Raw genomic sequence first — 24,396 nt, forward strand, 5'->3', positions numbered from 1 at the left:
CTCGCGAAAAACGTCCGGACAACACGGGCATTCAGACAGCCCGCGTCATCGTTGACGTCCATCGCGAGCAAGCTCGCTCCTACAAAGGGATTTGTATTCACCGGGAACTGCCCTTGGGCCGCAACCCCCTGTCACTGATACGCGGGCGATCCGGCTCCGGCTCGCTCAACGGTTCGCAGACCTGCATCTGCGTAAGGCAACGCTTGGCCAACTCCTGATACTCACGTGTGCCCGCCTGCTTCCACGCCACGTCCTGATCGCTGAGGCTGCGCTTGACGCTGGCCGGTGCACCCATGACCAGCGACTGCTCCGGGCATTCGAAGCCGGCCTTGACGAATGCCGCCGCCGAAACGAACGAACGCGGACCGATCCGGGCGTTGTCCATCACCACCGCATTCATGCCCACCAGCGCATCGGCGCCAATCCGGCAACCGTGCAGCACCGCACCGTGGCCGATGTGGCCATTGCGCTCGACCACGGTGTCGCTGTCAGGGAAACCGTGCATCACGCAGGTGTCCTGCAGGTTGGCGCCCTCCTCCAGCACGATCCGCCCGAAATCCCCGCGCAGGCTGGCCAGCGGGCCGACATAGCAATGGGGGCCGATGATCACGTCACCGATCAATACGGCGGACGGATGCACATAAGCGCTCGGATCAACCACCGGAGTCAGGCCATCAAGGCTGTAGCAGGTCATGGAAGCTTCCTTCACAAAGCGATGCAAATAATGACTCATTTTGTATCACATCACTTTTAACAGCACAAAGACTAAAAACCGTATCACTTGAAATACACCTTTCCGACGAATGCCAGCATGCCTCCAAAATCACCATAAAACCCAATGTTTTCTAGGCAAAACCCGCCATCAGCACCCCTTCAGCGGGAAGATGAAAAATCTAAACGCACACCAATAAGACACATTAAATCAATTTTCGTATTGCATTTGCGTATCACGTTATAGCTATACTTGGGCAAAACCGGCCCCTGCGGCCGATCCAATAACGAGCCGGCACCCCGCCGAGCGTGCACCGTGAGAGCATCCGCCATGCCTCTGACCCTTGCCGTCGAATTGATCGAGCCTGGCGTCCGCCTGATTACCCTGCAGCGCCCGCAAGCCCTGAACGCCCTGACCACCGAGTTGCTGGGCGAACTGGCCGCTGAACTGAACATCGCGCAAGCCGACCCCGACACCCGTGCCTTGGTGCTCACCGGCAGCCGCAAAGCCTTCGCCGCCGGTGCCGACATCAAGGAAATGGCCGAACGCAATCTGGTCGGCATCCTCGACGACCCGCGCCAGGCCTCGTGGCAAGCCATCACCCGCTTCAGCAAACCGCTGATCGCCGCGGTCAATGGCTTCGCCCTCGGCGGCGGCTGCGAACTGGCGATGCACGCCGACATCATTATTGCCGGCGAAGACGCCCGCTTCGGCCAGCCGGAAATCAACCTAGGGATCATGCCCGGCGCCGGTGGTACCCAACGTCTGCTGCGCGCCGTCGGCAAATCCATGGCCATGCAAATGGTGCTGACGGGCGAGCCGATCGACGCCCGTCAGGCCCAGCGCGTCGGTCTGGTCAGCGAAGTGACCCAGCCGGAATTTACCGTCGATCGCGCCCTGCACATCGCTCGCAGCATTGCGGCCAAGGCGCCACTGGCGGTGCGCCTGGCCAAGGAAGCGCTGCTCAAGGCCATGGACACGGACCTGGCCAGCGGCCTGCGTTTCGAGCGTCACGCCTTCACCGTGCTGGCCGGCACCCGCGACCGCGACGAGGGCATTGCGGCCTTTCAGGAAAAGCGCTCGCCGACCTTCACCGGCCAGTAATCCGCAACGAATTCGAATGACCTCCGAGAGAGCGCCAAGACCATGAACTTCGAACACATCCTGTTTTCCATCGAGGCCGGCGTCGCCCTGCTCAGCCTCAACCGGCCGGACCAGCTCAACAGCTTCAACACCCAGATGCATGGCGAAGTGAAGGAAGCACTCAAGCAAGTGCGGCAGAACCCGGACGTGCGCGTGCTGCTGCTGACCGGTGAAGGTCGCGGCTTCTGCGCCGGGCAGGACCTGAGCGACCGCAATGTCGCGCCGGGCAGCGCCGTACCGGATCTGGGCGAGTCCATCGAGAAGTTCTACAACCCGCTGATCCGCCAGTTGCGCGACCTGCCGCTGCCGGTGATCTGCGCGGTCAACGGCGTGGCCGCCGGGGCTGGCGCCAACATTCCGCTGGCCTGTGACCTGGTACTGGCGGCGCGTTCGGCCAGTTTCATCCAGGCGTTCTGCAAGATTGGCCTGATCCCTGATTCAGGCGGCACCTGGACCCTGCCGCGTCTTGTGGGCATGGCCCGGGCCAAGGCTTTGGCACTACTGGGCAACCGCCTTAGCGCCGAACAAGCCGAGCAATGGGGCTTGATTTACCAGTGTGTGGAAGACGCCGAACTGCGCGATGAAGCCCTGAAGCTGGCCCGCCACCTCGCCACACAACCGACCTACGGTCTGGCGCTGATCAAACGCAGCCTGAACGCCAGCATGAGCAACAGTTTTGACGAACAGCTCGAGCTGGAGAAAGACCTGCAACGTCTGGCCGGGCGCAGCGAGGACTACCGCGAAGGCGTCGGCGCCTTCATGGAAAAACGCACCCCAGTTTTCAAGGGACGCTGAGCCATGACCGCATTGAACACATCTGCACGCATCGCCGTGATCGGCGCCGGGGCCATGGGTGCCGGTATCGCCCAGGTGGCGGCCCAGGCCGGCCATCCGGTCTTGCTGCTGGACAATCGTCCCGGCGCAGCCGCCCAAGCGATTGAAGGCATCGACCGACAGCTGGGCAAACGGGTCGAAAGCGGCAAGCTGTCGGCCGAGTCGCGCAACGCGACAATTGCACGCCTGCAAGCGGTAGAAGCCATCGAAACCCTGGCCGACTGCGATTTGATCATCGAAGCCATCGTCGAGAACCTTGAGGTCAAACGCGCACTGTTCCGCCAGCTCGAAGGCATCTGCGGCGAGCATTGCATCCTCGCCAGCAACACCTCGTCGCTGTCGATCACCAGCATCGCCGCGCAGCTTGATCATCCACAACGCTTGCTCGGCCTGCACTTCTTCAACCCGGCACCGGTGATGGCGCTGGTGGAAGTCGTCTGCGGCCTGGCCAGCGATCCGGCACTCGCCGAGTGCCTGTACGACACCGCCAGGGCCTGGGGCAAAAAACCGGTGCACACCCGCTCCACACCGGGCTTCATCGTCAACCGCGTGGCCCGGCCGTTCTATGCCGAAAGCCTGCGGATGCTGCAGGAAGGCGCGGCCGACTGCCCAACCCTGGATGCGTTGATGCGCGAGGCCGGCGGCTTTGCCATGGGCGCGTTCGAACTGACCGACTTGATCGGCCATGACGTCAACTACGCCGTGACCTGCTCGGTGTTCGACGCTTATTACCAGGACACACGCTTCCTGCCGTCGCTGATCCAGAAAGAACTGGTGGATGGCGGGCGTCTGGGACGTAAAAGCGGACAGGGTTTCTACAGCTACGCCCAAGGCGCCGAACGTCCGCAAGCAGCTGAAATCAGCAGCAGCGCGAGCGTCGAGACTTGTATCGCCGAAGGTGACCTTGGCATTGCCCAGGGTTTGCTGGCGCGCTTGAGCGAGCAAGGTGTCGAAGTCATCCGGCGCGACGGCCGCGGATTGCTGCGAGTGGGTGACGCGGTGCTGGCCCTGAGCGATGGCCGCATGGCCTGCCAGCGTGCCCGGGAAGACGGGCTGCGCAACCTGATCCTGCTGGATCTGGCGTTCGATTACGGCAACGCCAAACGCATCGCTATCAGCCATGCGGCAGGCATTGATCCGCTGGCCCTCGAACAAGGCGCTGCCCTGCTGCAACGGGCCGGCCTCATGGTCAGCCTGCTCAGCGACAGCCCGGCCCTCGCCGTCCTGCGCACTGTGGCCATGCTCGCCAACGAAGCCGCCGACGCCCTGCTGCAAGGCGTGGCCTCGGCCGCCGACATCGATCTGGCCATGCGCGCCGGGGTCAATTATCCACAGGGGCCGCTGGCCTGGGCCGATGCCATTGGCCTGTCGCACATTCTTGAAACGCTGGAAAACCTGCAAGCCAGTTATGGCGAAGAACGCTACCGGCCGTCGCTGCTGCTGCGCCGTCGCGTCGCCGAAGGGAGAACATTCCATGACTAACCATGAAGCCATGACCCTGGCCAGTGAATGCGCGCAATCGCTGTTCCAGCGCGACGCCGCCAGCCAGGCCATGGGCATGCGCCTGCTCTCGGCCGGCCCCGGTTGCGCGCGAGTGGGCATGGCGGTGCGGGCCGACATGATCCAGGGTCACGGCACCTGCCACGGCGGCTACCTGTTCGCCCTCGCCGATTCGGCATTCGCCTTTGCCTGCAACAGTTACAACGAAGCCACCGTGGCCATCGGTTGCAGCATCGACTACATCGCCCCGGCGCGCCTGGGTGACACGCTGAACGCCGACTGCATCGAGCAGAGCCGTTCGGGTCGCACCGGCAACTACGACGTGCGCATCGAAAACCAGCAGGGCCAATTGATCGCCCTGTTCCATGGCAAATCCTACAAAGTGCGCGGCCCGGTGCTGACGCAGGAGAACCCGAATGAATGACGCCCTGATCATCGACGCAGTCCGGACCCCGATTGGCCGTTACGCCGGTGTCCTGAGCAGCGTGCGCGCCGACGACCTCGGCGCGGTGCCGCTGCGCGAGCTGCTGCGCCGCCACCCGCAAGTGGACTGGAACACGGTTGACGACGTGATCTACGGCTGCGCCAACCAGGCCGGCGAAGACAACCGCAACGTCGCGCGCATGTCTGCGTTGCTGGCCGGATTGCCGGTCAGTGTGCCGGGCACCACCCTCAATCGCCTGTGCGGTTCCGGGCTCGATGCCATCGGCACCGCCGCCCGCGCCATTCGCAGTGGCGAAACCGGGCTGATGCTGGTCGGTGGCGTTGAATCCATGTCCCGCGCGCCATTGGTGATGGGCAAGGCCGAGCAGGCGTTTTCACGTGCAGCCGAGGTCTTCGACACTACCATCGGCTGGCGCTTCGTCAATCCGCTGATGAAAAAGACCTATGGCATCGACTCCATGCCGGCAACGGCAGAGAACGTCGCCGAACAGTTCAACATCTCCCGGGCCGACCAGGACGCCTTCGCCTTGCGCAGCCAGCAACGCGCCGCTGCCGCCCAGGCCAACGGACGCCTGGCCAGGGAAATCGTCGCGGTGGAAATCCCCCAGCGCAAAGGCCCGGCCAAGGTGGTTGAGCACGACGAACACCCACGCGGCGATACCACCCTTGAGCAGCTTGCCAAACTCGGCACGCCGTTCCGCGAAGGCGGCAGCATTACCGCCGGCAACGCTTCCGGGGTCAACGACGGTGCCTGCGCGCTGCTGCTGGCCAGCCCGGAAGCCGCCAAACGCCACGGCCTGACCGCCCGTGGCCGAGTCGTGGCCATGGCCACGGCTGGCGTTGAACCAAGGATCATGGGCATCGGCCCGGTGCCAGCCACCCGCAAGGTGCTGGAGGTGGCCAACCTGAGCCTGGCCGACATGGACGTGATCGAGCTCAACGAAGCCTTCGCCGCACAGGGCCTGGCGGTGCTGCGCGAACTGGGCCTGAGCGACACCGATCCGCGGGTCAACCCCAACGGCGGTGCCATCGCCCTGGGCCACCCGCTGGGCATGAGCGGCGCACGCCTGGTCACCACCGCCCTGCATGAGCTTGAAGAACGCAATGGCCGCTACGCCCTGTGCACCATGTGCATCGGTGTCGGCCAGGGGATCGCGCTGATCATCGAGCGTCTATCCCACTAAAGAATCGCGATTCCCAAGGAGCCGAGAGGTATCCTTGGGGCATGCACTCAAAGCCCTTGTGCAAAAGGGCTGGAACACAAAAACAATTCGAGTGAACACATGAACATGCCAATTGCCCAAGCCGTGCTGAACCCTGTGCTGGACCCGCTGGAAACCGCCAGCATCGACGAGCTGCGCCAGCATCAGCTGGAGCGCCTGCGCTGGAGCCTGAACCACGCCTACAACAACGTGCCGCTGTACCGTCAGCGCTTCGATGCGCTGGGCGTGCACCCGGACGACATCAAGTCCTTGGACGACCTGGCGAAATTCCCTTTCACCACCAAGTCCGACCTGCGGGACAACTACCCCTACGGCATGTTTGCCGTGCCGATGCACGACATCGTGCGCCTGCACGCGTCCAGCGGCACCACCGGCAAACCGACCGTGGTCGGCTACACCCAGAACGACATCGACACCTGGGCCAACGTGGTTGCGCGCTCGATCCGCGCCGCTGGTGGCCATCGTGGCGACAAAGTGCACATTTCCTACGGCTACGGCCTGTTCACCGGCGGCCTCGGCGCGCACTACGGCGCCGAACGCCTGGGCTGTACGGTGATCCCGATGTCCGGTGGCCAGACCGAAAAACAGGTGCAGCTGATCAAGGATTTCCAGCCGGACATCATCATGGTCACGCCGTCCTACATGCTCAACATCGCCGATGAAATCGAGCGCCAGGGCATCGACCCGCACAAACTGGCCCTGCGCCTGGGCATCTTCGGCGCCGAGCCGTGGACCGCCGAACTGCGCAGCGCCATCGAAGCACGCATGGGCATCACCGCCCTGGACATCTACGGCCTCTCGGAAATCATGGGCCCGGGCGTGGCCATGGAATGCGCCGAAACCAAGGACGGCCCGACCATCTGGGAAGACCACTTCTACCCGGAAATCATCGACCCGGTCACCGGCGAAGTACTGCCGGACGGGCAGATGGGCGAACTGGTGTTCACCTCCCTGAGCAAAGAAGCCCTGCCGATGATCCGCTACCGCACCCGCGACCTGACGCGCCTGCTGCCGGGCACCGCGCGTCCCATGCGGCGCATCGACAAGATCACCGGGCGCAGCGATGACATGCTGATCATCCGTGGCGTTAACGTGTTTCCGACGCAGATCGAGGAGCAGGTTTTAAAAGTTAAACAACTTGCCGAGTGTTATGAGATTCATCTGTATCGCAATGGCAACCTGGACAGCGTTGATGTGCATGTCGAGCTCAAGGCTGAGCACCAGCACCTGGGCGATGAACAGCAGAAGGCTGTTTGCGGGGAATTGAGCCGGCATATCAAGACGTACATCGGGATCAGTTCGCGGATCGTTTTACAGCCGTTCCATTCGATCAAGCGATCCGAGGGCAAGGCTTGCCACGTGGTGGATAAACGTCCTAAAGCATGACTGCTGCACCCTTTATGGCCCCGCTTTTTGCGGGGCTTTTTTTTGCCGGGGCTTTACCGACTCTGGCGCCGATCACTATTCCTGTGGGAGCGAGCTTGCTCGCGATGGCTTTGTATCAGGCGACGTGTTTTTTACGGGTGTACATATCCATTGCTGCGGTAACGGCCGCTTAGGGTTCCGCCCTTACGGCGGGTCACTTGGAAAAGCGGAGCGCCGCCCGGCCCCAAGTAACCAAGGGCTCTTGCCCCTGACATTCGGTGCCTCGCTTAGGCTCGGCATGCCGGCCGGCCTGTTTGCTGGGTTCGTTCGACTGTGATGTACCTCGTCGACTGCCAGGTCGCTATCGCGAGCAAGCTCGCTCCCACAGGTATCGAGTACATCTGCAAGATTTCGGTCGGCTGGCAGGCCGCCTTCGCGGGCAAGCCCGCTCCCACAGGGGTTGGGGACATCTGCAAAAACCAGGTCGGCTGTCAGGCCGCCATCGCGAGCAAGCTCGCTCCCACAGAAGAGCAAAGGCAGATCGGCGTACACAAACGCTCTTCACCACTCATCAGGCCGAGCGTTAGCTCGCCTGCAGCTCTTGATCTTGATCCACCCGCCCCTTCGGGAGGCTGAGTGGAGGTATTCATCCGGGGATTGGCGCGCAGCGCCGTTCGACGCAGTCGAACACATTGCATGTAGGTGCAGCGAAGCAAACCGGAGGGCAATGCCCCCGGATGAATGCCGGAGCGAAGGAACGCCGAGCCTTAGCGAGGGGCCGGACGCTCGGGGCGAGCCTTTTTTTGCTTACTTTTTTTTGGCGTTTGAAAAAAAAGTGAGTCGCCGTAAGGGCGAAACCGCCAGTGGCCGTTACCAAAGAAATGGATATGTACGCCGACCTCCCCCCCATTCATCCCAAAGCGATACAAAAAACAATTACGACACGTCATTTTGTGTTTGATATTAAATTCTGTATCGCTTATAAAGTTCTCCATGCCCCAGAACAGATTCAAGGCGGGAACTCAAAAATGTACGCACAGCTCGTAGAAACAGGCGTCAAGCGCATAAAAGACCTCTCGGAAATGTCCGAACAGGAACGCGCCTTCCAGGAAAAAATCGATTCAGAAATCAAGATCGAAGCCAAGAACTGGATGCCAGATGCCTACCGCCAGACCCTGATCCGGCAGATTTCCCAGCACGCCCACTCCGAAATCGTCGGCATGCTGCCCGAAGGCAACTGGGTCACCCGCGCGCCAAGCCTCAAACGCAAACTGCAACTGATGGCCAAGATCCAGGACGAAGCCGGTCACGGTCTGTACCTGTACAGCGCCATGGAAACCCTGGGCGCCGACCGCGATGAAGAAATCGCCAAGCTGCACAGCGGCAAGGCCAAGTACTCGAGCATCTTCAATTACCCGACGCTGAACTGGGCCGACATGGGCGCGGTGGGCTGGCTGGTGGATGGCGCGGCGATCGTCAACCAGGTGGTGCTGCAGCGCACCTCCTACGGCCCGTATTCCCGGGCGATGATCCGCATCTGCAAGGAAGAGAGTTTCCACCAGCGCCAGGGCTACGAAATCCTCCTGACCATGATGCGCCACGGTAACCAGGCGCAAAAAGACATGGTCCAGGACGCGATCAACCGCCTGTGGTGGCCGTCGCTGATGATGTTTGGCCCAAGCGATGAACATTCGCCGAACAGCGCGCAATCCATGGCCTGGAAAATCAAGCGCCAGAGCAACGACGAACTGCGCCAGCGCTTCATCGACCAGACCATCCCGCAGCTTGAGCTATTGGGCTGCACCTGCCCCGACCCGGACCTGAAGTGGAACGCCGAACGCGGCCACTACGACTTCGGCGAAATCCAGTGGAACGAATTCTACGAAGTGCTCAAGGGCAACGGCCCGTGCAACCAGGAGCGCGTCGCCACCCGCCGCAAGGCGATTGAAGACGGCGCCTGGGTTCGTGAAGCCGCCGTCGCCCACGCCCGCAAAAAACAAAACAAGAACGCCGCCTGATCCGGCCACCTGATGTGGAGTAACTGAAATGTCCGAGTGGACCCTCTTCGAAGTCTTCGTGCGCAGCAAGCACGGTCTGAACCACAAGCATGTCGGTAGCGTGCACGCCGCCGACACCACCATGGCCATCGAAAACGCGCGCGAGCTCTACACCCGTCGCAGCGAAGGCGTGAGCCTGTGGGTCGTGCCTTCGGCGTTGATCACCGCTTCGTCGCCGGATGAAAAAGACCCGCTGTTCGATCCGTCGGACGACAAGGTCTACCGCCACGCCAGCTTCTACGAGCTGCCGGCCGAAGTCGGGCACATGTGAGGTCGACCATGAATAACAAGACCGATCTGATCGAATACCTGCTGCGCCTCGGCGACAGCGCCCTGATCCAGGGCCAGCGCCTGTGCCAATGGTGCGGCAAGGCCCCGGCGCTGGAAGAAGAACTGGCGCTGATGAACGTCGGCCTCGACCTGGTGGGCCAGGCGCGCAACTGGCTGGAGTACGCCGCCGAACTGCTGGACGACGGCCGTGATGCCGATCACCTGGCGTTTCGTCGTGACGAGCGCGCCTATCGCAACCTGCTGCTGGTGGAACAACCCAACGGCGACTTCGCGATAACCATGCTCAAGCAGTTCCTCTATGACGCCTGGCATTTGCCGGTGCTGCAGGGCCTGAGCCAGTCCAGCGACGAGCGTATCGCCGGGATTGCCGCCAAAGCCGTGAAGGAAGTGACTTATCACCTGCGCCGCTCCGGCGAGTGGGTCGAGCGTCTGGGTGACGGCACCGAGGAAAGCCACAAGCGCATGCTCGCGGCGATCCCCGAGGTGTGGCGCTTCACCGTGGAACTGATCGCCGCCGATGACAGCGAACAGCGTCTGTGCGCCGCCGGCATCACCCCGGACATCGCCAGCGTCGCCACCCAGTGGCAGACAAAGGTCGAGCAGATCTTCAGCAGCGCCACCCTGCCCGTTCCAGCGGCGCCGAGCTATTTCTACCTGAATGCACGCAAGGGCCTGCACACCGAACACTTAGGGATTCTGCTGGCCGAAATGCAGTGCCTGCCACGAGCGTACCCCGATGCAACCTGGTGAGCTGATCGCCAGCGACCTCGGCGCCCGGCCGGCTCAACCGACCGACCTGGCTGCCGCGTGGGCGATCCTGTGCGAGGTCATGGACCCGGAAGTGCCAGTGGTCAGCGTGGTCGACCTGGGCATCGTCCGCGATCTCGACTGGCAGGCCGGTCACCTTCACGTGGTGGTCACGCCGACCTACTCCGGTTGCCCGGCCACCGAAGTGATCGAAAGCGACATCCGCGAAGCCCTGGAACTCGCCGGATTCAAGGCGCCGCAATTGGAGCGCAAGTTGACCCCGGCCTGGACCACCGACTGGATCAGCGACAGCGGCCGCGAACGCCTGCGCGCTTACGGCATCGCGCCGCCCGAGGGCAGCACCAGCAAGCGCAGCCTGCTCGGCGAGAACCCGCAGGTTGTGTGCCCGCAATGCGGCAGCGCCCACACCGAGGTCCTCAGCGAGTTCGGCTCCACCGCCTGCAAGGCCCTGTACCGCTGCGTCGATTGCCGGGAACCGTTCGACTATTTCAAGTGCATCTGAGCGGCGAATCGGCCGTCCCAGCTGGAGAACAACAATGAGCAAATTTCACAGCCTGACCATCAAGGACGTGCGCGCCGAGACCCGTGACGCGGTGTCCATCGCCTTCGAGATTCCGCAGCACTTGCAGGACAGCTTCCACTTCACCCAGGGCCAGCACCTGGTGATGCGCACCCAACTGGACGGCGAAGAAGTACGCCGCTCGTACTCGATCTGCACCGGGGTCAACGACGGTGAGCTGCGCATCGCCGTCAAGCGTGTTACCGGCGGACGCTTCTCGGCATTTGCCAACGAACAGCTGAAAGCCGGGCACACCCTGGAAGTGATGCCGCCCGCCGGGCATTTCTGCGTCGAACTCGACCCGGCGCGCCATGGCAACTACCTGGCCGTGGCGGCAGGCAGCGGCATCACGCCGATCCTGTCGATCATCAAGACCACCCTGGAAACCGAGCCCCACAGCCGCGTCACCCTGTTGTACGGCAACCGCTCCAGCTCCGGTGCGCTGTTCCGCGAACAGCTCGAAGACCTGAAAAACCGCTACCTGCAACGCCTGAACCTGATCTTCGTGTTCAGCCGCGAGCAGCAGGATGTCGACCTGTACAACGGCCGGATCAACGCCGAGAAATGCGAGCAGCTGTTCAGCCGCTGGCTCGACGTCAAGGCCCTCGACGCCGCCTTCATCTGCGGCCCGCAGGAAATGACCGAGACCGTGCGCGACAGCCTCAAGGCCAAGGGCATGGCGCCCGAGCGCATTCACTTCGAACTGTTCGCCGCCGCCGGCAGCCAGCAAAAACGCGAAGCCCGTGAAGCGGCGCACCAAGTGGATTCAGCGGTCAGCCAGATCACCGTCATCAGCGATGGCCGCGCCCTGGCGTTCGACCTGCCGCGCAACAGCCAGAGCATTCTCGATGCGGGCAACGCCCAAGGGGCCGAACTGCCCTACTCGTGCAAGGCCGGCGTGTGCTCGACCTGCAAGTGCAAGGTCATCGAGGGCGAAGTGGAAATGGACAGCAACCACGCCCTGGAAGACTACGAAGTGGCCGCCGGCTACGTGCTGTCGTGCCAGGCCTTTCCGATCAGCGACAAGGTGGTGCTGGATTTCGATCAGCTCTGAAACCGCCGCAAAACCCTGTAGGAGCGAGCCTGCTCGCGATGGTCGTCAACGATAACGCTGGATGCCTGATACCCCGCGGCGATCTCGGGTCCATCGCGAGCAGGCTCGCTCCTACAGGGACCGGGCCGTAATGCAAAACCTGTTTCACCCAAAACAAAAACAACAAAGGAGCGCGCGTCATGACACCCCAGGAAATAGAACTCATCCGCCAGCACCCGGATTTCATCCAGCTGGTTCGTCGCAAACAGAAGCTGTACTGGTCACTGAGCCTGGCCATGCTGGTGATCTATTACGGCTTCGTGCTGCTGGTGGCTTTCTCCCCTTCTACCCTCGGCCAATCCCTGAGCGGCGGCGTGACCACCGTGGGCATGCTGGTGGGTGTCGTCATCGTCGGGCTGGCCTTTGCGCTGACCGGTTTCTATGTCTATCGCGCCAACAACGTGATCGATCCGCTGAATGAAAAACTCAAGCAGGAGTGCGCCCGATGAACCGCCTTTTTGCACTGTTCCTGCTGCCGCTGGCGGCTGTCACTGATGTTGCGATGGCCGCCGACAGCGCATCCCGACCGTTAAACTGGAACGCCATCGGCATGTTCCTGGTGTTCGTGTTGTTCACCCTTGGTGTGACACGCTGGGCGGCACTGCGTACCCGCTCCACCAGCGATTTTTATACCGCTGGTGGCGGCATGACCGGTTTCCAGAACGGTCTGGCGATTGCCGGCGACATGATCTCGGCAGCCTCGTTCCTCGGCATCTCCGCGATGATGTTCCTCAATGGCTACGACGGTTTGCTCTACGCCCTGGGCGTGCTGGCCGGCTGGCCGATCATCCTGTTCCTGATTGCCGAGCGCCTGCGCAACCTGGGCAAATACACCTTTGCCGACGTGGTGTCCTATCGCCTGGAACAAACCCCGGTGCGCCTGACCTCGGCCTTCGGCACCCTGACCGTGGCCCTGATGTACCTGGTGGCGCAAATGGTCGGCGCCGGCAAGCTGATCGAACTGTTGTTCGGCATCGACTACCTCTATGCAGTGATGCTGGTCGGCGTGTTGATGGTGTTCTACGTGACCTTCGGCGGCATGCTCGCTACCACCTGGGTGCAGATCATCAAGGCGGTGATGCTGCTGTTCGGCACCAGCTTCATGGCGTTCATGGTGCTCAAGCACTTCGGCTTCAGCACTGAGGCGATGTTTGCCGGTGCCACCGCCGTGCACGCCAAGGGCAACGCGATCATGGCCCCCGGCGGCTTGCTGTCCAACCCGATCGATGCGATCTCCCTGGGGCTGGGCATGATGTTCGGCACCGCCGGCCTGCCGCACATCCTGATGCGTTTCTTCACCGTCAGCGATGCCAAGGAAGCGCGTAAAAGCGTGTTCTACGCCACCGGTTTCATCGGCTACTTCTACTTGCTGCTGATCATCGTCGGCTTCGGCGCCATCGTCATGGTCGGCACCGATCCGGCGTTTCGTGACGCCAGCGGCGCGATCATCGGCGGCGGCAACATGGTCGCGGTGCACCTGGCCCACGCGGTAGGCGGCAACCTGTTCCTCGGCTTCATCTCGGCGGTCGCCTTCGCCACCATCCTGGCGGTGGTTGCCGGGCTGGCGCTGTCCGGCGCCTCGGCGGTGTCCCATGACCTGTATGCCTGCGTGATGCGCAAAGGCCAGGCCAGCGAGCAACAGGAAATGCGCGTGTCGCGAATCGCCACCCTGTGCATCGGTGTACTGGCGATCATCCTCGGCCTGCTGTTCGAATCGCAGAACATTGCCTTCCTCTCGGGTCTGGTGCTGGCCATTGCCGCGTCGGTGAATTTCCCGGTGCTGTTCCTTTCGATGTACTGGAAAGGCCTGACCACCCGCGGCGCGGTCCTTGGCAGCCTGTCCGGACTGGTCTCGGCGATTGTGTTGCTGGTGCTGAGCCCGGCGGTGTGGGTCAACGTGATGCATCACGACAAGGCGCTGTTCCCGTACTCCAACCCGGCCCTGTTTTCCATGAGCCTGGCGTTCTTTAGTGCATGGCTGTTTTCCGTCACCGATACCTCGCCCCGTGCAGCCCTTGAGCGCGGCCGTTATCTGGCGCAGTTCATCCGCTCGATGACCGGCATCGGTGCCACTGGCGCCAGCAAACACTAAACGACGACCGATCAGTTGGCAGGGAATAAAAATAATGAAACCCGCACGTACCACGTCTTGTGAATCACTGTTTTCACTGGCCGCCGCATTGAGTCTGCCCATGATCGCCCCCAGCGCCATGGCCGACTTCATCGGCGACAGCAAGGCCCGCATTGATATGCGCAACCACTACATCAACCGCGACTTCCGTCAGGACAACGCGCCGCAATCCAAAGCCGAAGAATGGGCCCAGGGATTCACTGCGCGCATCGAGTCCGGATTCACCGACGGCACCTTCGGTTTCGGTCTCGACGCGCTGGGGGAGCTGGGGATCAAGCTCGACTCCAGTCCCGACCGCCGTGGTACCGGGCTGCTGCCGTTTGGCCCGCAGAGCCATGAGCCCGACGACGAGTACAGCGAACTGGGCCTGACCGGTAAATTGAAAGTATCCAAAAGCGTGTTGAAACTCGGCACCCTGCAGCCCTTGTTGCCAGTAGCGACTTACAACGACACACGCCTGTTGGGTTCGACATTTGAAGGTGGCTTGCTGACCAGCCAGGAAATCGACGGCCTGACGGTGAATGCCGGACGCCTGACCAAGGCCAACCTGCGGGACTCCTCCAGCAACGATGACATCGGCTACGCCGCCGCCACCAGCGATCACTTCGACTTCGGCGGCGGCACCTACGCGTTCAGCCCGCAACTGAATGTGAGCTACTACTACGGCAAGCTGGAACAGATCTATCGCCAGCAATTCGCCGGACTGGTGCATACGCAACCGTTGGGCAACGGCTTCAACCTGCGCAGCGACCTGCGTTATTTCGACAGCCGCGGTGACGGCGCCGAGCGGGCCGGGCGCATCGACAACCGCAACTTCAACGGCATGTTCACGGTGTCCCACGGTGCCCACAAGGTCAGTGCCGCCTACCAGCAATTGTCCGGCGACAGCGCCTTTCCGTTCCTCAACGGCGGCGATCCGTACGTGGTCAACCTGGTGACGTTCAACACCTTCACCCGCGCCGACGAGGACTCCTGGCAACTGCGTTACGACTATGACTTCGCGGCCCAAGGCATTCCCGGCCTGACCTTCATGACCCGCTACACCGACGGTCGCCACGTCAAGGCAGGCACCGTCGACAACGGTCGCGAATGGGAGCGCGACACCGATATCAGCTACGTCGTCCAGAGCGGTGTGTTCAAGAACGTCAGCCTGCGCTGGCGCAACGTGACCTTCCGTTCCGGCAATGGCTTGACTACCGCCCTCGATGAGAACCGGCTGATCGTCGGTTACACCCTGGCGCTTTGGTAATTCCGAAAGGCGCGGCCGCCACCGCGCCACAACCCTTCATAACCAGGAGCAATCGTGATGTCCTCTTCACCTGCACTGCATGCCCCCACCCTGCAAAGCTTCATCGCCGGTCGCTGGATCGGCCAACACGGCGCGCAGGTCCTGCGCAGCGCCATCGACGGCCATGAAATCGCCCGCACCCACGAAGAGCGTCCGGACTTCGCCGAAGCCATCGAGCACGGCCGTCGCCAGGGCATCAGCGGCTTGATGGCGCTGGACTTCCAGCAGCGCGCCCAGCGTCTCAAGGCCCTGGCCCTGTACCTGAGCGAGCGCAAGGAACAGCTCTACGCGATTTCCCACCACAGCGGCGCGACCCGCGCCGACAGCTGGATCGACATTGAAGGCGGCAACAGCACACTGTTCACCTACGCCAGCCTCGGCTCCCGCGAGCTGCCATCGGGCAACGTGGTCCACGAAGGCCCGGCGCTGCAGTTGAGCAAAATGGGCACCTTTGCTGGCACCCACATCCTGGTGCCTCGCGGTGGCGTCGCGGTGCACATCAATGCGTTCAACTTCCCGATCTGGGGCATGCTGGAAAAGTTCGCCCCGAGCTTCCTCGCCGGCATGCCGTGCATCGTCAAGCCGGCCAGCGCCACCAGCTACCTGACCGAAGCCGTGGTGCGCCTGATGGACGAATCCGGCCTGTTGCCAGCGGGCAGCCTGCAACTGATCATCGGTGGCACCGGCGACCTGCTCGACCGCCTGCAAGGCCAGGACGTGGTGACCTTCACCGGTTCCGCCGACACCGCAGCCAAGCTGCGGGTCAACCCGAACCTGATCCGCAATTCGGTGCCGTTCAATGCCGAAGCCGACTCCCTGAACTGCGCGATCCTCGCCCCGGACGTAACCCCGGACGACGAAGAGTTCGAGCTGTTCATCAAGGAAGTCGCCCGGGAAATGACCACCAAGGCCGGGCAGAAATGCACCGCCATCCGCCGCGCCATCGTCCCGGCCAAGCACATTGATGCCGTAGCTACGCGCCTGCGTGATCGCCTGGCCAAAGTGGTGGTCGGCGACCCGTCGGTGGAAGGCGTACGCATGGGCGCACTGGCGTCTCACGACCAGCAGAAAGACGTGGCCGAGCGTCTGGAAGCGCTGTTGCAGAGCAGCGACATGCTGTTCGGTGCTCGCGACGGTTTCGAACCCCGTGGTGAAAACGTCGACAAAGGCGCGTTCTTCGCCCCGACCCTGTTGCAGGCCCGCGCCCCCCATGCCGAGGGCGGCGCCCACGATATCGAAGCGTTCGGTCCGGTCAGCACGCTGATGGCCTACGACGATCTCGACGAAGCATTGGCCCTGGCCGCCCGCGGCAAAGGCAGCCTGGTGGCCAGTCTGGTGACCAAGGATCCGCAAATCGCCGCCAAGGCCATCCCGGTCGCTGCTGCCTGGCACGGCCGCTTGCTGGTACTGGATCGCCACTCTGCCGGCGAATCCACCGGCCATGGCTCGCCGCTGCCACAGCTCAAGCACGGCGGCCCGGGGCGTGCCGGTGGCGGTGAAGAACTCGGCGGCCTGCGCGCGGTGAAACACTACCTGCAACGCGCGGCGGTACAAGGTTCGCCGACCATGCTGGCAGCGGTCACCGGTGAGTACGTGCGCGGGGCCAAGGTCATCGAAACCGACGTGCATCCGTTCCGTCGCCATTTCCAGGACCTGCAGATCGGCGAGTCGCTGCTGACCCACCGCCGCACCGTCACCGAAGCAGATCTGGTGAACTTCGGCTGCCTGTCGGGCGACCACTTCTACATGCACTTCGACGAGATCGCGGCCAAGGAATCGCAATTCGGCAAGCGCATCGCCCACGGTTACTTCGTGCTTTCAGCGGCGGCCGGGCTGTTTGTTTCCCCCGCTCCGGGGCCGGTACTGGCCAACTATGGCCTGGACACCTTGCGCTTCATCAACCCGGTGGGCATCGGCGACACCATCCAGGCTCGCCTGACCTGCAAACGCAAGATCGACCAGGGCAAGAAGAGCCCGCAGGGCATCCCGCAAGGGGTGGTGGCGTGGGATGTGGAAGTGACCAACCAGCTGGGTGAACTGGTGGCCAGTTATGACATTCTGACCCTGGTGGTCAAACGCGAGGATTGATCAGAAACCCCGGTTGACCACAGATCTCGTGGTCAACCGCCACCCCCTGTGGGAGCGAGCTTGCTCGCGATGAGGGAGTGTCAGTCAACATCAATAGTGCCTGACAGTCCGCCATCGCGAGCAAGCTCGCTCCTACAGTTCGTTCTCTGTCGAACTTCAATTTTGTGCTCACTGGCTCCCACAGGGTTGAGGTGATCCAGGCGTCAATTGGCGTAGGACATTTCTGTTTTTCCTAGGCTTCGGTCATGCCCGTTGTGCCTCACCCACAACTCACTCCCCCCGTTTTGCGGATACAAGTTCCACAGGTCCTAGGACATTTCCGGGCAAGGTCTTCGGAGATTTCCTTCGAATTGCGGCGATCCGCATGAACTGGTTTGAAAGGTGCTCAATCGATAGTCTTTGGTGGTCACTGAATTTCAGTGGCGGGGTGTAGGAACCTCCAGTTTCCCTAGTACCACGTTGGCGCCAATTACCTGGTTTGCGGCCGTTGAAATGCGTCCGTAAGATCAGCTGCGGCGGCTATGTACGGGCACGCTTCGGCGTGGTCGAGGTGCTAGGGACTCGATATTCCTACCCCGTACATGGCTGCCACCCTAGCCCGTAGGAAGGCTTTCGGTAGCTTCGATTTTCCTTTCCTAGAGTTAGAAAGCATGAAAACCATTCATCCCGATCCACCCTACGAAAAACCAACCCCACACCCCAACAACCGCTTCATGGCGCTCACCAGCAATTGCAGTGAAATGCCCACCCTCTTCGTCGACACCCACGCACCGCTCGACGTCCTGATGGACGCCGCCAACTACCGAATTCGCGCCGTCACCCAAGTGCTGGAAAACCTGTCCATGCGCGGCTCGATCGAGTGCGAATCCTTCATCCTCAGCGACTTTTCATTGCTCTGCGCCATCCCGTTGCGCGATGGCTGTGATGTGCTGGATGTGGTCGGGCGACGATTGCGGGCGCACTGACCAACCCTGTAGGAGCGAGCCTGCTCGCGATGGAGGTCAACGATAACGCGGGCGGTCTGACAGAACGCGTCGTCTGGACGTTCTTCGCGAGCAGGCTCGCTCCTACAGGGGTATCGGTAGGCCAAAAATTCTGGTTAGTGCCTGCGCAACCACTCGATAAACAGCGCAAACAACTCCGACTGCGAACCCACCTCCAGTTTCAGGTACAGGTTCTTGCGGTGCATGCGCACAGTTTCCGGTGAGATGTTCATCTGGCTGGCCGTGGATTTCACCGAATGCCCGCGCAACACCATATGCGCCACTTGCCGCTCTCGTTCAGTGAGCAAGTCGCTGCCGAAATGCTCGAACGCCGACTGCACCCGGTGCTTGAGATCATCGCGCATGCCCTGGTCTTTATCGCACTGGATCTCGCGACTGCGCAGCATGCCCCGTTGACTGAATTCGCTGATGAATTCACGCACCAGCGGTTCCACGGCGCGCAGCAGATTCAGCTGTTCGGCGCTCAGGCATTCACCGCCGAAACCCTGATAGAGGCTGACGGAAATCTTCGTGTCATTGCCGATATCGACAATGTAGTAGCTGTCTTCCGAGCAGCCCGCCTTCAGGTAATAGGATTTGTAGTAGTCACTGTCGAAGAAGTTGTCCGGGGCAATTTCCTCCAGGTGATAGAAGCCTTGCGCCAACCCCTGCTCCACCGCCAGGCAGAACGGGTCGAGCAAATAACCCCCGGCAAAATAGCGCTCCAGAATCGAGACCTGATACTCCTGCGCAATTCCGCGCTGATGCAGCAACTGGGGCGCGCGGTCCTTACGCTCCAGGCTGATCATCATCGACTCGACGGACACCAGTTGCGCCAACGCCGACGCCAGGTGTTGCAAGGCGTCAGGCTCATCGATATGGGCGAATGCCTCGCGCATTCCCCCATGCCATTTGTGCAATGCCCCGAAGGGCACCGCGATCAGCGTATCGTCGTCTGGTTTGCTCATGCCCCGCAGTCTAGCGGCTGGACACGCCCTTGGTAACAGCCTGACTGACGAAATCATTGGCCCGCGTACTGTCCGCTCGCTTCAAGCTCGGCGGCCACTTCCAGAATGCATGTGCGCAAGGTCTCGACGATTTCATCGACCTGGACAGACGTCAGGATCAACGGTGGCGACATGACATTGAGGTGCATGATCGGCCGCACCAGCAAGCCCCGGGCCTGGGCCCGCACGTGGATTTTCTCGCCGATGTTGATCTCGTCGGGGAATAGCGCCTTGGTGCGTTTATCGGCGACGAACTCCACGCAGGCCATGAGTTTCTGGCAGCGCACATCCCCCACCAGCGGCAAGTCCCGCAAGGTTGCCAGGCGCTCCTCCAGATAAGCCCCAACCGTGTCGACATGGGCCAGCAGGTTTTCCCGCTCGATGATTTCGATGTTCTTCAGCGCCGCCGTGCAGCACACCGGATGCCCGCTGTAGGTGAAGCCGTGGGTGAAGCAGCGGCCCTTGCCCGGCTCGGCGATGACTTTCCAGATGCGCTCGGAAAAGATGCACGCACCCAGCGGCAGGTAAGCCGAGGTCAGGCCCTTGGCGGTGGTGATGATGTCGGGCTGCACGTCGAACACCTCATAAGAGGCAAAGAACTTGCCCAGGCGCCCGAACGAAGTGACCACCTCGTCGGCGACGAACAGGATGTCGTAGCGCTGGCAGACGTCCCACATGCGTTTGAGATAGCCCCGGGGCGGAATGATCACCCCGCCGGAGCCCATGATCGGCTCGGCGAAAAAACCGGCAACCTTGTCCGCGCCAATCGAGAGGATCTTGTCTTCGAATTCCTTGACCAGGAACTCGAGGAACTGCGCCTCGTCCATGCCATCGGGCGCGCGGTACGGATTCGGGTTGGAGACGTGGTGGATCAGCGGGTTGGCGTAGTCGAACTCCGGCACCCGGTCGGCGGCCTTGTTGCCGATCGACATGGTCAGGGTGGTGGAGCCGTGATAGGCGTTGAACCGGGCGATGACGTGCTTCTTCTCCGGTTTGCCTCGGCAGTTCTGGTAGAACTGGATCAGCCGGTACGCAGTGTCCACGGCGGTGGAGCCGCCGGTGGTCAGGAACACATGGTCAAGGTCGCCGGGGGCCAGGCTGGCGAGTTTTTCGCACAACTGGATCGCCACGTTGTTCGACATGTCGGAAAACGGGTTCGAATAGGCCAGTTGGCGCACCTGGTCGGCGATGGCCTCGGCCATTTCCTCGCGACCCAGGCCAATGTTGGTGCACCACATGCCGCCCACCGCATCGAGAAAGCGGTTGCCCTGGGTGTCGTAGATGTAGGCGCCGTCGCCTGCGACGATGTTCAGCGAGCCCTGTTCGGCGTGTTCGTCGAACACGTGATAGCCGTGCATATGGTGAGCCTTGTCGGCCTTGACCAGCCGGGACTCGTCCGCTGGGGAAAAAACGGTGCGTGTTGGCGTCGCCATAAATAAACCTCTAACCGAATTGACTAACGTTCGAACAAATCAGATGCCGCTTTTCACGGTGCTCCAGACCCGGGTAATCGCCCGCATGTCCTTGGCGTTCTGGGTCTTCTGCGGAAACAGCCGCTCGCGAGTTTGCGCGTCGGGGTAAATCGCCGGGTTGTTGCGCACATCGGCGCTCAACAACGGGGTGGCCGCGGCGTTGCTGTTGGCGTAATTGATGAAGTCGCTCACATCCGCCATCACCTGCGGCTGCATCAGGTACTCGAGAAACTTGTGGGCATTGGCGACGTGGGGCGCGTCGGCCGGGATGTACAGGTTGTCGAACCAGATCAGCGAGCCTTCCTTGGGGATGAAGTAGGCCAGGTCGATCTTCTTCTTGGCTTCTGCTGCGCGGGCCATGGCGGTGGCGTAGTCGCCGGACCAGGTCATGGCCATGCACACATCGCCATTGGGCAGGCTGGTCAGGTAATTGACCGAGTCGAACTTGCGGATGTACGGCCGCACGGACAACAGCAAGTCCTGGGCGGCTTTCAGATCTTCCGGTGCAGCGCTTCTCGGATCACGTCCCAGGTACTTCAGGGCCATGGGAATGACTTCGGTCGGGGCATCGAGCAGGGTCACGCCGCAGTCGGCGAAGCGCGAGACGATCTTCGGATCGAAGATCATCGCCAGCGAACCGATCGGTGCGTCGGGCATGCGTTCCTTGATCTTGTCGACGTTGTAGGTGACGCCGTTGCTACCCCAGGTATAAGGCGCCGAGTACGTGGTGCCCGGATCGTACCCTTGCAGATCCTCCAGGACTTTCGGGTCCAGGTTGGTCCAGCCCGGCAGCTGTTTCTTGTCCAGCGGCTGGAACACCTTGGCCTTGATCAGTGGTGGCGCCAGGGACGCGTTCAACACGATCAGGTCATAACCGGAGTGGCCGGTGAGCAATTTGGCCTGCACCGTTTCGTAGGCATCGAAGGTGTCGTAGATGACTTTGATGCCGGTGGCCTTTTCGAAGTCGGCCACGGTTTTTTCACCGATGTAATCCGCCCAGTTGTACAACCGCAGCGTATGGCTGTCGTCCACTTGAGCGGCGTAGGCATTCAATGTCAGCGGTACAACAAACAGACTGGAAATCACCTTAAGCAGCGTCTTGCCCATAGCAAATGCACCTTATAGCGAGTTCGGCTCTGGATGAGCGGATGCCCCCACTATTGGTGGATTCAGCGGGCGCGGCCATACCCCGAATGGGTGTGTGTCGCTTTTTGGGCATACCGGCATGGCAAAAAGCGGCAGTACAGTTGACCCGTTTTGCCATAGATCCGGGGTTTGTCCGGCGCTTAAAGTGGCAGCCCTGAACCGACCCTGCAGAGCCTGCGATGACCGACCTGATCAAACACGAGCAACGCGACGGCGTGTTGACGCTGACCATCGACCGCCCGGACAAGCTCAATGCGCTGAACAACGCCATGTACACGCGACTGGCCGAGCTGTTGCTGGCCGCCGACGAAGACCCGCAGACCGGCGTGATCATCATCACCGGTGGCCCGGCGTGCTTTACCAGCGGCAATGACCTGGTGGATTTCCTCCAGCACCCGCCGACTCATCTGGACGCCCCGGCGTTCCACCTGATGAAGGTCGTCACGCGCCTGCAAAAACCGTTGATCGCGGCAGTCTGCGGTACGGCCATCGGTATTGGCACCACATTGCTGCTGCATTGCGATCAAGTACTGGTCACCCGCAACGCCAAGCTGCGCATGCCGTTCGTCAACATCGGCCTGTGCCCCGAATTTGGCGCCAGCCTGTTGCTGCCACGCCGGCTCGGCCATGCCCGTGCCGCGAGCCTGCTCCTGTTGGGCAACGGCCTGGACGGCAACGAAGCGGTGGCCTGGGGCCTGGCCAACGAAGCCTTCGATGACGGCGAACAATGCCTGGCGGCGGCGACAAAAATCGCCCAGCGCTTTCTGGCCATGCCCCAGCAAGCCTTGCGCCAGTCCCGGCTGCTGATGAAACAGGCTTCCCTGGCCGAACTGGAAACCACCCTGCGCGAAGAAAACACGCTGTTCATTCAGCGCCTGAATACCGACGAGGCGAAAACCGCCTTGAACGCCCTGCTCAATCGCAGTACAGATAAGAATCCACCGAAAGGAAACCAGCCATGAACACTCCAGAAATCTACGTCGTCAGCGCCGCCCGTACCGCCATCGGTACCTTCGGTGGTTCGCTCAAGGACGTGCCGCTGGCCGACCTCGCGACCACGGCCGTGAAAGCCGCCCTGGAGCGAGCCGCCGTGGACCCGGCGCTCGTTGGCCATCTGGTGATGGGCAACGTGATCCCGACCGAAACCCGCGATGCCTACATCTCCCGCGTCGCGGCGATGAACGCCGGCATTCCGAAGGAAACCCCGGCCTACAACGTCAACCGCCTCTGCGGTTCGGGCCTGCAAGCGATCATCAACGCCGCCCAGACCCTGATGCTCGGCGATGCCGACATCGTCGTCGGCGCCGGTGCCGAGTCCATGAGCCGTGGTCCGTACCTGATGCCGGCCGCCCGTTGGGGTTCGCGCATGGGCAACGCCCAGGTCATCGACTACATGCTCGGCATCCTGCATGACCCCTTCCATGGCATCCACATGGGCATCACCGCCGAGAACGTCGCCGCGCGCAACGGCATCACCCGCGAAATGCAGGACGCCCTGGCCCTGGAAGACCAGAAACGCGCGGCCCACGCGATTGCCAACGGCTACTTCAGCGAGCAGATCGCGACCGTGGAAATCCAGGATCGCAAAGGCACCAAGCTGTTCAGCGTCGACGAACATCCACGCGCCACGTCCCTGGAACAGCTGGCAGCAATGAAGCCGGCGTTCAAGAAGGACGGTTCGGTCACCGCCGGCAACGCCTCGGGTCTGAACGACGGCGCCGCCGCACTGGTCATGGCCAGTGGCAACGCGGTCCAGGCCAATAACCTGAAACCCCTCGCCCGCCTGGTCAGCTACGCCCACGCCGGCGTTGAACCAGAATTCATGGGCCTGGGCCCGATCCCGGCCACCCGCCTGGCGCTCAAGCGCGCCGGCCTGACCGTCGCCGACCTGGACGTAATCGAAGCCAACATCGCCTTCGCCGCCCAGGCCTGCGCCGTCAGCCAGGAACTGGACCTCGACCCGGCCAAGGTCAACCCGAACGGTTCGGGTATCGCCCTGGGCCACCCGGTGGGCGCCACCGGCGCAATCATCGCCACCAAGGCCATCCACGAACTGCACCGCACCGGCGGCCGTTACGCGCTGGTGACCATGTGCATCGGTGGTGGTCAGGGGATTGCGGCGATTTTTGAACGGGTCTAAGCAATAGCTGTAAAAAGGGCCGGTGATCGCGCAGATCACCGGCCTTTTTCATTCCAGCAGACCAGTAGCGATTCCCTGTGGGAGCGAGCCTGCTCCGAGCGGCGTTCCGACGATTGCGGCGTGTCAGGCACCGTCATTGTTGACTGGACGGC

At 62.1% G+C, this 24,396-nt stretch carries 22 protein-coding genes; 18 read left to right on the forward strand and 4 right to left on the reverse strand.

Features of this window, described 5'->3' with window-relative positions; translation table 11 throughout:
* Window positions 1-97: 97 nt before the first annotated feature.
* Complete coding sequence (gene paaY, locus PSJE_RS24520; RefSeq protein WP_090456842.1) at window positions 98-694, reverse strand: phenylacetic acid degradation protein PaaY; 597 nt, start codon at window positions 692-694, stop codon at window positions 98-100.
* Window positions 695-1,042: 348 nt separating this feature from the next.
* Here paaY and paaF point away from each other — a divergent pair, with 348 nt between their 5' ends.
* The 16 genes from paaF to PSJE_RS24605 all read left to right on the forward strand — a co-directional run bounded on the left by paaF (window position 1,043) and on the right by PSJE_RS24605 (window position 18,461).
* Window positions 1,043-1,816, forward strand: coding sequence for a 2,3-dehydroadipyl-CoA hydratase PaaF (gene paaF, locus PSJE_RS24525; protein WP_090456844.1), 774 nt, complete (start codon window positions 1,043-1,045; stop codon window positions 1,814-1,816).
* Window positions 1,817-1,858: 42 nt separating this feature from the next.
* Complete coding sequence (gene paaG / locus PSJE_RS24530; protein ID WP_090456846.1) at window positions 1,859-2,650, forward strand: 2-(1,2-epoxy-1,2-dihydrophenyl)acetyl-CoA isomerase PaaG; 792 nt, start codon at window positions 1,859-1,861, stop codon at window positions 2,648-2,650.
* A 3-nt stretch (window positions 2,651-2,653) separates the two neighbouring features.
* The gene (paaH, locus tag PSJE_RS24535; RefSeq protein ID WP_090456847.1) at window positions 2,654-4,171 is read left to right on the forward strand and encodes a 3-hydroxyacyl-CoA dehydrogenase PaaH; all 1,518 of its coding nucleotides are present in this window, start codon (window positions 2,654-2,656) and stop codon (window positions 4,169-4,171) included.
* Complete coding sequence (paaI, locus tag PSJE_RS24540; RefSeq protein ID WP_057713984.1) at window positions 4,164-4,613, forward strand: hydroxyphenylacetyl-CoA thioesterase PaaI; 450 nt, start codon at window positions 4,164-4,166, stop codon at window positions 4,611-4,613. The genes paaH and paaI overlap by 8 nt, the downstream gene beginning before the upstream one ends.
* Window positions 4,606-5,817 (forward strand): 3-oxoadipyl-CoA thiolase, encoded by a 1,212-nt coding sequence (gene pcaF, locus PSJE_RS24545; protein WP_090456849.1) that lies wholly within the window; start codon window positions 4,606-4,608, stop codon window positions 5,815-5,817. The genes paaI and pcaF overlap by 8 nt, the downstream gene beginning before the upstream one ends.
* 99 nt (window positions 5,818-5,916) lie before the next feature.
* Window positions 5,917-7,242 (forward strand): phenylacetate--CoA ligase PaaK, encoded by a 1,326-nt coding sequence (paaK, locus tag PSJE_RS24550; RefSeq protein WP_057713982.1) that lies wholly within the window; start codon window positions 5,917-5,919, stop codon window positions 7,240-7,242.
* Window positions 7,243-8,249: 1,007 nt separating this feature from the next.
* Window positions 8,250-9,239 (forward strand): 1,2-phenylacetyl-CoA epoxidase subunit PaaA, encoded by a 990-nt coding sequence (paaA, locus tag PSJE_RS24560; RefSeq protein ID WP_057713980.1) that lies wholly within the window; start codon window positions 8,250-8,252, stop codon window positions 9,237-9,239.
* 28 nt (window positions 9,240-9,267) lie between these two features.
* Complete coding sequence (gene paaB / locus PSJE_RS24565) at window positions 9,268-9,549, forward strand: 1,2-phenylacetyl-CoA epoxidase subunit PaaB (protein ID WP_007943393.1); 282 nt, start codon at window positions 9,268-9,270, stop codon at window positions 9,547-9,549.
* Window positions 9,550-9,557: 8 nt separating this feature from the next.
* On the forward strand, window positions 9,558-10,319 hold the full coding sequence (gene paaC, locus PSJE_RS24570) for a 1,2-phenylacetyl-CoA epoxidase subunit PaaC (protein WP_090456851.1): 762 nt from the start codon (window positions 9,558-9,560) through the stop codon (window positions 10,317-10,319).
* Window positions 10,306-10,839: a 1,2-phenylacetyl-CoA epoxidase subunit PaaD gene (paaD, locus tag PSJE_RS24575; RefSeq protein ID WP_090456852.1), complete on the forward strand. Its 534-nt coding sequence runs from the start codon at window positions 10,306-10,308 to the stop codon at window positions 10,837-10,839. Before paaC ends, paaD begins: the two co-directional genes overlap by 14 nt.
* Before the next feature lie 34 nt (window positions 10,840-10,873).
* The gene (gene paaE / locus PSJE_RS24580; protein ID WP_090456854.1) at window positions 10,874-11,950 is read left to right on the forward strand and encodes a 1,2-phenylacetyl-CoA epoxidase subunit PaaE; all 1,077 of its coding nucleotides are present in this window, start codon (window positions 10,874-10,876) and stop codon (window positions 11,948-11,950) included.
* Between the two features lie 179 nt (window positions 11,951-12,129).
* Entirely contained in the window at window positions 12,130-12,438 is a 309-nt protein-coding gene (locus PSJE_RS24585) for a DUF485 domain-containing protein (protein ID WP_007978006.1), read from the forward strand.
* A complete protein-coding gene (locus PSJE_RS24590; RefSeq protein ID WP_090456856.1) occupies window positions 12,435-14,081 on the forward strand; it encodes a cation acetate symporter in 1,647 nt (548 codons plus the stop codon). The genes PSJE_RS24585 and PSJE_RS24590 overlap by 4 nt, the downstream gene beginning before the upstream one ends.
* A gap of 34 nt (window positions 14,082-14,115) precedes the next feature.
* Window positions 14,116-15,369, forward strand: a complete 1,254-nt coding sequence (locus PSJE_RS24595) for an OprD family porin (RefSeq protein ID WP_090456858.1) — start codon at window positions 14,116-14,118, stop codon at window positions 15,367-15,369.
* 57 nt (window positions 15,370-15,426) lie between these two features.
* Window positions 15,427-17,496, forward strand: a complete 2,070-nt coding sequence (gene paaZ, locus PSJE_RS24600) for a phenylacetic acid degradation bifunctional protein PaaZ (protein ID WP_090456860.1) — start codon at window positions 15,427-15,429, stop codon at window positions 17,494-17,496.
* Window positions 17,497-18,146: 650 nt separating this feature from the next.
* Complete coding sequence (locus PSJE_RS24605; RefSeq protein WP_090456862.1) at window positions 18,147-18,461, forward strand: hypothetical protein; 315 nt, start codon at window positions 18,147-18,149, stop codon at window positions 18,459-18,461.
* 134 nt (window positions 18,462-18,595) lie between these two features.
* Here the strand turns inward: PSJE_RS24605 and PSJE_RS24610 are convergent, their stop codons facing one another.
* Genes PSJE_RS24610 through PSJE_RS24620 form a run of 3 tightly spaced genes read right to left on the reverse strand, consistent with a single transcriptional unit; the run spans window position 18,596 to window position 22,065 of the window.
* Window positions 18,596-19,504: a LuxR C-terminal-related transcriptional regulator gene (locus tag PSJE_RS24610; RefSeq protein ID WP_057713971.1), complete on the reverse strand. Its 909-nt coding sequence runs from the start codon at window positions 19,502-19,504 to the stop codon at window positions 18,596-18,598.
* Window positions 19,501-20,919 carry an aminotransferase gene (locus PSJE_RS24615; protein WP_090456864.1) on the reverse strand — a complete coding sequence of 473 codons (1,419 nt, stop codon included), beginning with the start codon at window positions 20,917-20,919 and terminating at the stop codon, window positions 19,501-19,503. Before PSJE_RS24615 ends, PSJE_RS24610 begins: the two co-directional genes overlap by 4 nt.
* A gap of 39 nt (window positions 20,920-20,958) precedes the next feature.
* Entirely contained in the window at window positions 20,959-22,065 is a 1,107-nt protein-coding gene (locus PSJE_RS24620; protein WP_090456866.1) for a polyamine ABC transporter substrate-binding protein, read from the reverse strand.
* A 218-nt stretch (window positions 22,066-22,283) separates the two neighbouring features.
* Between PSJE_RS24620 and PSJE_RS24625 the strand changes: the two genes are divergently transcribed.
* The gene (locus tag PSJE_RS24625) at window positions 22,284-23,066 is read left to right on the forward strand and encodes an enoyl-CoA hydratase-related protein (RefSeq protein WP_090456868.1); all 783 of its coding nucleotides are present in this window, start codon (window positions 22,284-22,286) and stop codon (window positions 23,064-23,066) included.
* Window positions 23,063-24,244, forward strand: coding sequence for an acetyl-CoA C-acyltransferase family protein (locus tag PSJE_RS24630; RefSeq protein ID WP_090456870.1), 1,182 nt, complete (start codon window positions 23,063-23,065; stop codon window positions 24,242-24,244). The genes PSJE_RS24625 and PSJE_RS24630 overlap by 4 nt, the downstream gene beginning before the upstream one ends.
* Window positions 24,245-24,396 lie beyond the last annotated feature (152 nt).

It is taken from the genome of Pseudomonas jessenii, from assembly GCF_002236115.1.
GTDB classification, from domain to species: Bacteria; Pseudomonadota; Gammaproteobacteria; order Pseudomonadales; family Pseudomonadaceae; genus Aquipseudomonas; species Aquipseudomonas jessenii.